The sequence below is a fragment of the Xanthomonas sp. SHU 308 genome (assembly GCF_000364645.1).
GTDB classification, from domain to species: domain Bacteria; phylum Pseudomonadota; class Gammaproteobacteria; order Xanthomonadales; family Xanthomonadaceae; genus Xanthomonas_A; species Xanthomonas_A sontii.
Window position 1 is genome coordinate 1 of sequence record NZ_AQOK01000360.1, and the last position, 7253, is coordinate 7253.

Consider the following 7253-nt stretch of genomic DNA (forward strand, 5'->3'; position numbering starts at 1 on the left):
TGGCAGCGCGCGCCCGAGTCGCTGGCCATGCGCAGCGCCGAGGCCTCGCTGGCCTTGCGCAGCGGCAACCTGCGCCAGGCGCGCAGCCTGCTGGTGGCCCTGCTGCGCGACAAGGACCCGCGCGGCTGGCGTTTCGCGCTGATCGCCCTGGTCAGCGGCAACCGCGATCCGGAGGTCGCGGCCAAGGCCCTGGACCAGTTGCTCGACGCCAATGCCATCCCCGACCAGCTCGAGGCCTGGCAGGAGTTCGGGCGCCTGGCGCTGCGCTTGGACCAGCCCAAGCTGGCCGAGCGCATCGTTGACCAGTTGGTCAAGCGTTTCCCGCAGGAGCCGCGCGTGGCGCTGCTGCATGCCACGCAGTTGCAGCAGGCGGGCAAGACCGAACAGGCGCGCGCGTTGCTGCAGGGCGTGGAGCCCAAGGTGTCCGGCGACCCGGAACTGCGCACGGCGCTGGCCTATGCCTACGACGCGATCGGCGACACCGCTGCCGCGGCGCGGGTGCTGGCGCTGGGGCCGCAGACCACCCAGAACTACGGCCTGCGCGCCTCGATGCTGGCCAAGCTGCAGGACAATGCGGCCCTGACCGCGCTGTACGACGAGCTGCGCAAGGGTGCCGACCGGCCCGATCCGGAGCGGCGCCTGCTGCTCGGCAAGATCGCCGAGTTCCTCAAACGCAACCAGGAAGCGGTGGACTGGTACCGCGGCGTGCCGGGTGGCCCGCTGCGTAGCGAGGCGCGGCTGCGCGCCGCCGGCGCGTTGTACGCGCTCGGCCAGAAGGACGCGGCCTTCGCCGAGGCGCGCGCGCTGCAGGACGATGCCGAGGCCGACGATGCCGCGCGCCGCGACGCCTACGTGTTGGAAGCGGAACTGCGCCAGCGCAGCGGCGACGACGCCGGCGAGCTGCAGGTGTTCGAGCGCGGCCTGGCTGCGTATCCGGACGACAACGCGCTGCTGTATGCGCGCGGACTGTCCTGGGAGCGTCGCGACCGCATCGACCGCGCCGAGGCCGACCTGCGCAAGATCCTGGTCACCGACCCGGAGAACGTGGCGGCGCTGAACGCGCTCGGCTACACCCTGGCCGATCGCACCAAGCGCTATCGCGAAGCGCTGCAGCTGATCGACCGCGCCCGCACCGCCGATCCCGACAATGCCGCGATCATCGACAGCTACGGCTGGGTGCTGTACCGGCTCGGCAAGACCCAGGAGGCGCTGGTGCAACTGCGTCGCGCCTGGAGCCTGGTGAAGGATCCAGAGATCGCCGCGCATATCGGCCAGGTGCTGTGGGAGCAGGGCAAGCACGAGGAGGCCAACAAGTACTTCGACGAGGCGCGCAAGCTCGATCCGGACAATCGAGCGTTGCGCCGCGCCCTGGACAAGGTGGCGCCGTGACCGCCGGCCTGCGTACCTCCTGGGCGCTGGTCGCCGGGCTGCTGCTGGCCGGTTGCAGTGCGCTGCCGACCCGCACCCCGTCGCCGGTCGCCGTCGCCGCCCCCGACGCCGCTGCGCAGCAGGCCGAGGCCGCGCGCGCGCAATGGCTGCGGGCGCATCCGGACTGGTCGTTCCAGGGGCGGGTGGCGATCACCAAGGGGCGCAACGGCGGCAGCGGCCGCATCGACTGGACCCAGCGGCAGCGCCAGTACGAGGTGCAACTCAGCGCGCCAGTGACCCGGCAGAGCTGGCGCCTGACCGGCGACAGCCACTCCGAGGCCGGGCGCCTGGAGGGGCTGGAGGGCGGTCCGCGCGACGGCGAGAACGCCGAACAGCTGCTGCTGGAGGCGACCGGCTGGGAGATCCCGGTCAACCTGCTGCCCGACTGGGTGCGCGGGCTGGTGGCGACCGACGCGCAGGCGCCGGAGCGGGTCGACTACGACGCGCAGGGCCGGCCGCATACGCTGCGGCAGATGGGTTGGGAGATCGAATTCCAGGACTGGTATCCGCCCAGCGACGGTCGTCCGGCGCTGCCGCGGCGCATCGAGGCGCGCAACGGCGACGCCAAGGTGCGCCTGCTGGTCGACGCCTGGACCGTGCCTGCGCCATGAGCGGGGGTACCGACGGGGGCTGGTCGTCCTGGCCGGCCCCGGCGAAGCTGAACCTGTTTCTGCAGATCACCGGCCGCCGGCCGGACGGCTACCACCAGTTGCAGACCGTGTTCCGCCTGCTGGACTGGGGCGATACGGTGCATCTGCGGCCGCGTGCGGACGGGGTGGTGGCGCGGATCGGTCCGTCCGTGGCAGGCGTCGCCGAGGCCGACGACCTGCTGGTGCGTGCCGCGCGCCTGCTGCAAAAATCGGCAAATATCGCCCAAGGTGTGGATATCCGCGTCGAAAAGCGCATTCCGGCCGGCGGTGGCTTCGGTGGCGGTTCGTCCGATGCGGCGACCGCGCTGGTGGCGCTGAATGCCCTGTGGGGCGCCGGGCTGGACGAAGACGCCCTGGCTGGCCTCGGCCTGTCGCTGGGCGCGGACGTGCCGGTGTTCGTGCGCGGGCGCGACGCCTGGGCCGAGGGCGTGGGTGAGCGATTGACCGCGCTGGCGCTGCCGCCGGCCTGGTATGTGCTGGCCGATCCGGGGGTGCACGTGCCCACCGCGGCCCTGTTCCAGTCCCCGGATTTGACGCGGGATGCTGCGCCCGCGAAAATAGCGGACTTCGTTTCAGGTTTCCTGCTCGGCAATGCGTTCGAGCCGGTCCTGCTTCGCCGCGAACCGGCCGTCCAGGCCACGTTCCAGGCGCTGGCCCGGATCGGTACGCCACGCCTGACCGGGTCGGGGAGCGGTTGTTTCGTCGAGTTCGCCGATCGCGCTGCCGCCGTGCGCGCGCTGGCGGACTTGCCGGACGGGATGCGCGCCTGGGTGGCAGGTGGCGTCCCGCGTTCGCCGCTGCTCGACGCGCTGGAGGCTTGACACAGGTTTACGCAGGGGCGTCGCCAAGAGGCCCAAGGCACCAGGTTTTGATCCTGGCATTCGTAGGTTCGAATCCTACCGCCCCTGCCATTATGCGAGTCCCTCGCAAAAGCCCGCACATCCATGTGCGGGGATTCAACAGGTGGAAGCATCGCTCCTCCTGGCTTCCCGATTCACATCGTTATCGTCGCCACACGCTCTTTGCAGCCACCCGAGAGACCCCTCATGCAAGACCAACGCAACCTGCTGGTGTTCTCCGGCAACGCCAACAAGCCCCTGGCCAAAAGCATCTGCCGCGAGCTGGGCGTGCGTCCGGGCAAGGCGATGGTCTCCAGCTTCTCCGATGGCGAAGTGCAGGTGGAGATCGAGGAGAACGTCCGCCGGCAGGAAGTGTTCGTGATCCAGCCGACCTGCGCGCCCAGCGCAGAGAACCTGATGGAGCTGCTGGTGATCATCGACGCGCTCAAGCGCGCCAGCGCCGCCAGCGTCACCGCGGTGGTGCCGTACTTCGGCTACTCGCGGCAGGACCGGCGCATGCGCTCCTCGCGCGTGCCGATCACCGCCAAGGTCGCGGCGAAGATGTTCAGCGCGGTCAACGCCGACCGCGTGCTGACCGTCGACCTGCACGCCGACCAGATCCAGGGTTTCTTCGACATCCCGGTCGACAACGTCTACGCCTCGCCGCTGCTGCTGGCCGACATCTGGCGCGCCTACGGCACCGACAACCTGATCGTGGTCTCGCCGGACGTGGGTGGCGTGGTCCGTGCCCGTGCGGTGGCCAAGCGCCTGGACGATGCGGACCTGGCGATCATCGACAAGCGCCGTCCGCGCGCCAACGTGTCCACGGTGATGAACATCATCGGCGACGTCGAGGGCAAGACCTGCGTGCTGGTCGACGACATCGTCGACACCGCCGGCACCCTGTGCGCCGCCGCGGCCGCGCTGAAGGAGCGGGGCGCCCTGAAGGTCGCCGCGTACTGCACGCATCCGGTGCTGTCCGGCCCGGCGGTGAGCAACATCAGCAATTCGCAGCTGGACGAACTGGTGGTCACCGACACGATTCCGCTGTCGGAGGCCGCCCGCGCCTGCGGCAAGATCCGCCAGCTCAGCGTCGCCGAGCTGCTGGCCGAAACCATCCGCCGCATCGCCTTCGGCGAGTCGGTGAGCTCGTTGTACGTGGATTAAAGGCTGGGAATGGGGGATCGGGAATAGGGAATGGGCGGAGCGCGGTATTGCGCTGTTGCGATTCCCCACTCCCGATTCCCCACTCCCGGCTTCACAGACTCTTCTGGTCGCGGAAGAGTCCTTCAAACCGCCGCGAGGCGGTTCATTCAACCAAGGTAGTAAACGCAAATGGCAACCACGCATGAAATCAAGGTTCAGCGCCGCGAAGTCGAGGGCAAGGGTGCGAGCCGCCGCCTCCGTCGCGACGGCCTGATCCCGGCGATCGTCTACGGTGGCGATCTGAAGCCGGTCAACATCCAGCTCGACCACAACGAAGTCTGGCTGGCCAGCCAGAACGACTGGTTCTATTCGTCCATCCTCAGCCTGAGCCTGAATGGCGACGTGCAGAAGGTGCTGCTGCGCGATATGCAGCGTCACCCGTTCAAGCAGCTGATCATGCACATCGACTTCCAGCGCGTGAACGACAACGAGGCCCTGCATGCCTCGGTGCCGCTGCACTTCATCAACGAGGACGTGTCCCCGGCCGGCAAGTCGGCCGAAGTGGTCGTCACCCACGAGCTGAACGAAATCCAGGTCGTGTGCCTGCCGAAGGACCTGCCGGAGTTCGTTGAAGTCGACCTGGCCGCGCTGTCGGTCGGCGACGTGATCCACCTGTCGGACCTGAAGCTGCCGGCTGGCGTCGAGCTGCCGGAACTGAAGCTGGGCAAGGAGCACGACGTGGCGGTGGTCATCGCCAAGCACGGCCGTGTCGAGGAAGAGCCGGAAGCCACCGACGCGGCGGCTGCCGCCGAGCCGGCCAAGAAGGACGGCAAGTAATCGCCTGCGCGGCGTCCGGGCCATCGGTCCGGACGCCGCGGCGATGCATTGCGCATGACTGGTCTGCGTCTGATCGTCGGCCTGGGCAATCCCGGCGCCGAACACGCGAATACCCGGCACAACGCCGGGTTTCGTTTTGTCGACGCGTTGGCCGAGCGGGCCGGCGCGCGCTGGAGTGTGGACGCCAAGCTGTTCGGCGAGACCGCCAAGGTCGAGGTCGCGGGGCAGTCGGTGTGGCTGCTGAAGCCGGCCACCTTCATGAACCTCAGCGGCAAGTCGGTCACGGCCGCCTTGCGCTTCTGGAAGATCGAACCGGCGCAGGCGCTGCTGGCGCATGACGAGCTGGACCTGGCGCCGGGCACGGCGCGGCTCAAGTTCGACGGCGGCCACGGCGGCCAGAACGGACTGCGCGATACCATCCGCCTGCTCGGGCATGCCGGCTTCCACCGCCTGCGCATCGGCATCGGCCATCCCGGCCACAAGGACAAGGTGGTGCCCTGGGTGCTGGGGCGCGCCGGCAAGGACGACCAGGTCCTCATCGATCGCGCCATCGACGACGCCATCGACGTGCTGCCGCTGGCCGTGCAGGGCGATTTCAACGAGGCGATGAAGCGGTTGCATACGCAGGGGAAATAGGGAATGGGGAATGGGGAATGGAAAGGCGGCTATGCTTTCCGATTCCCTATTCCCGATTCTCCATTCCCGGATCACACACATGGGCATCAAATGCGGCATCGTCGGCCTGCCCAACGTCGGCAAGTCGACCCTGTTCAATGCGCTGACCAAGGCGGGCATCGCTGCGGCCAATTTTCCGTTCTGCACCATCGAGCCGAACGTGGGCGTGGTGCCGGTGCCGGATCCGCGCCTGAACGCGCTGGCGGCGATCATCAATCCGCAGAAGGTCGTGCCGACCGCGGTCGAGTTCGTCGACATCGCCGGCCTGGTCGCCGGTGCGGCCAGCGGTGAGGGCCTGGGCAACAAGTTCCTGGCGCACATCCGCGAGGTCGATGCGATCACCCACGTGGTGCGCTGCTTCGAGCATGGCGACATCATCCATGTGAACAACAAGGTCGATCCGGTCTCCGACATCGAGACCATCGATACCGAGCTGGCCCTGGCCGATCTGGACAGCGTCGAGAAGGCGCTCAACCGCGCCGAGCGTTCGGCCAAGGGCGGCGACAAGGACGCGGCGGCGCGCAAGCCGGTGCTGGCCAAGCTGCAGGCCGCGCTGGCCGAGGGCAAGGCCGGGCGCAACGCCGGGCTGGACGAGGAAGAGAAGGCGCTGGTGCGCGACCTGTTCCTGCTCACCCTCAAGCCGGTGATGTACATCGCCAACGTGCTGGAAGACGGCTTCGAGAACAATCCGCACCTGGATGCGGTGCGCGCGCATGCCGCCGCCGAGGGCGCCGAGGTGGTCCCGGTGTCGGCGGCGATCGAGGAAGAGCTGTCGCAGCTGGACGACGCCGACCGCGATGCGTTCCTGGCCGATCTGGGCCTGAGCGAGCCGGGCCTGAACCGGGTGATCCGCGCCGGCTACACCCTGCTGGGGCTGCAGACCTACTTCACCGCTGGCGTGAAGGAAGTGCGCGCCTGGACGGTCAAGGCCGGGTCGACCGCACCGCAGGCCGCGGCGGTGATCCACACCGACTTCGAGAAGGGCTTCATCCGCGCCGAAACCATCGCCTACGACGACTTCATCAAGTACAAGGGCGAGGCCGGTGCCAAGGAAGCCGGACGCCTGCGTCTGGAAGGCAAGGAGTACCGCGTGCAGGAAGGCGATATCCTGCATTTCCGCTTCAACGTCTGATGCGTGCGCGTGTCCAGGCTGGGCGCGCGCGGGCAACGACGATTTCCTGCGACATCGCGTCAAAATACTGTTGACAAGGCGGGGATGTCAGGGAAGAATAGCGGGCTGTTTCACCCCTCTCTGATTTCGGCCTCGCAGCCGGGTTCGAGTGGGTAAGTTGGAGGGATACCCAAGCGGCCAACGGGGGCAGACTGTAAATCTGCTGGCTTACGCCTTCGGTGGTTCGAATCCACCTCCCTCCACCAGTTATTTTGTTGTGGCAGTGCGGCATCCCGTAGCGGGAGTAGTTCAACGGTAGAACCTCAGCCTTCCAAGCTGATGGTGCGGGTTCGATTCCCGTCTCCCGCTCCATTGAACGCGCTTGTGTCACAATAGAACAACGCTCACGTAGCTCAGTCGGTAGAGCACCTCCTTGGTAAGGAGGAGGTCGAAGGTTCGATTCCTTTCGTGAGCACCATATTCAGTCGTCAAATCTTTCTACGATCACCGAGAAGAAGCAGCCATGGCCAAGGGTAAGTTCGAGCGCACCAAGCCGCACGTCAACGT

Annotated in this window: 7 protein-coding genes and 4 tRNA genes; all 11 read left to right on the forward strand. The window is 67.6% G+C overall.

Going from position 1 to position 7253, the window contains the following annotated elements; translation table 11 throughout:
* Positions 1-1389 (forward strand): tetratricopeptide repeat protein (locus D588_RS0112445; protein ID WP_017916223.1); only part of this gene is annotated, 1389 nt, incomplete at its 5' end.
* On the forward strand, positions 1386-2039 hold the full coding sequence (gene lolB / locus D588_RS0112450; RefSeq protein WP_017911656.1) for a lipoprotein insertase outer membrane protein LolB: 654 nt from the start codon (positions 1386-1388) through the stop codon (positions 2037-2039). The genes D588_RS0112445 and lolB, both read left to right, overlap by 4 nt.
* Complete coding sequence (gene ispE / locus D588_RS0112455; protein WP_017907364.1) at positions 2036-2899, forward strand: 4-(cytidine 5'-diphospho)-2-C-methyl-D-erythritol kinase; 864 nt, start codon at positions 2036-2038, stop codon at positions 2897-2899. Before lolB ends, ispE begins: the two co-directional genes overlap by 4 nt.
* Before the next feature lie 13 nt (positions 2900-2912).
* Positions 2913-2989: transfer RNA gene (locus tag D588_RS0112460), tRNA-Gln, on the forward strand.
* Between the two features lie 135 nt (positions 2990-3124).
* Positions 3125-4084 carry a ribose-phosphate diphosphokinase gene (locus D588_RS0112465; RefSeq protein ID WP_017911658.1) on the forward strand — a complete coding sequence of 320 codons (960 nt, stop codon included), beginning with the start codon at positions 3125-3127 and terminating at the stop codon, positions 4082-4084.
* Between the two features lie 168 nt (positions 4085-4252).
* Positions 4253-4900 (forward strand): 50S ribosomal protein L25/general stress protein Ctc, encoded by a 648-nt coding sequence (locus D588_RS0112470; protein WP_017907366.1) that lies wholly within the window; start codon positions 4253-4255, stop codon positions 4898-4900.
* 54 nt (positions 4901-4954) lie between these two features.
* Positions 4955-5536: an aminoacyl-tRNA hydrolase gene (gene pth / locus D588_RS0112475; RefSeq protein WP_017907367.1), complete on the forward strand. Its 582-nt coding sequence runs from the start codon at positions 4955-4957 to the stop codon at positions 5534-5536.
* A gap of 79 nt (positions 5537-5615) precedes the next feature.
* Positions 5616-6707, forward strand: a complete 1092-nt coding sequence (gene ychF, locus D588_RS0112480) for a redox-regulated ATPase YchF (protein ID WP_010341267.1) — start codon at positions 5616-5618, stop codon at positions 6705-6707.
* 159 nt (positions 6708-6866) lie between these two features.
* Positions 6867-6952, forward strand: a tRNA-Tyr gene (locus tag D588_RS0112485).
* Positions 6953-6984: 32 nt separating this feature from the next.
* Positions 6985-7058 (forward strand) — tRNA-Gly (locus tag D588_RS0112490).
* Positions 7059-7088: 30 nt separating this feature from the next.
* Positions 7089-7164 (forward strand) — tRNA-Thr (locus tag D588_RS0112495).
* The last annotated feature ends 89 nt before the right edge of the window (positions 7165-7253 follow it).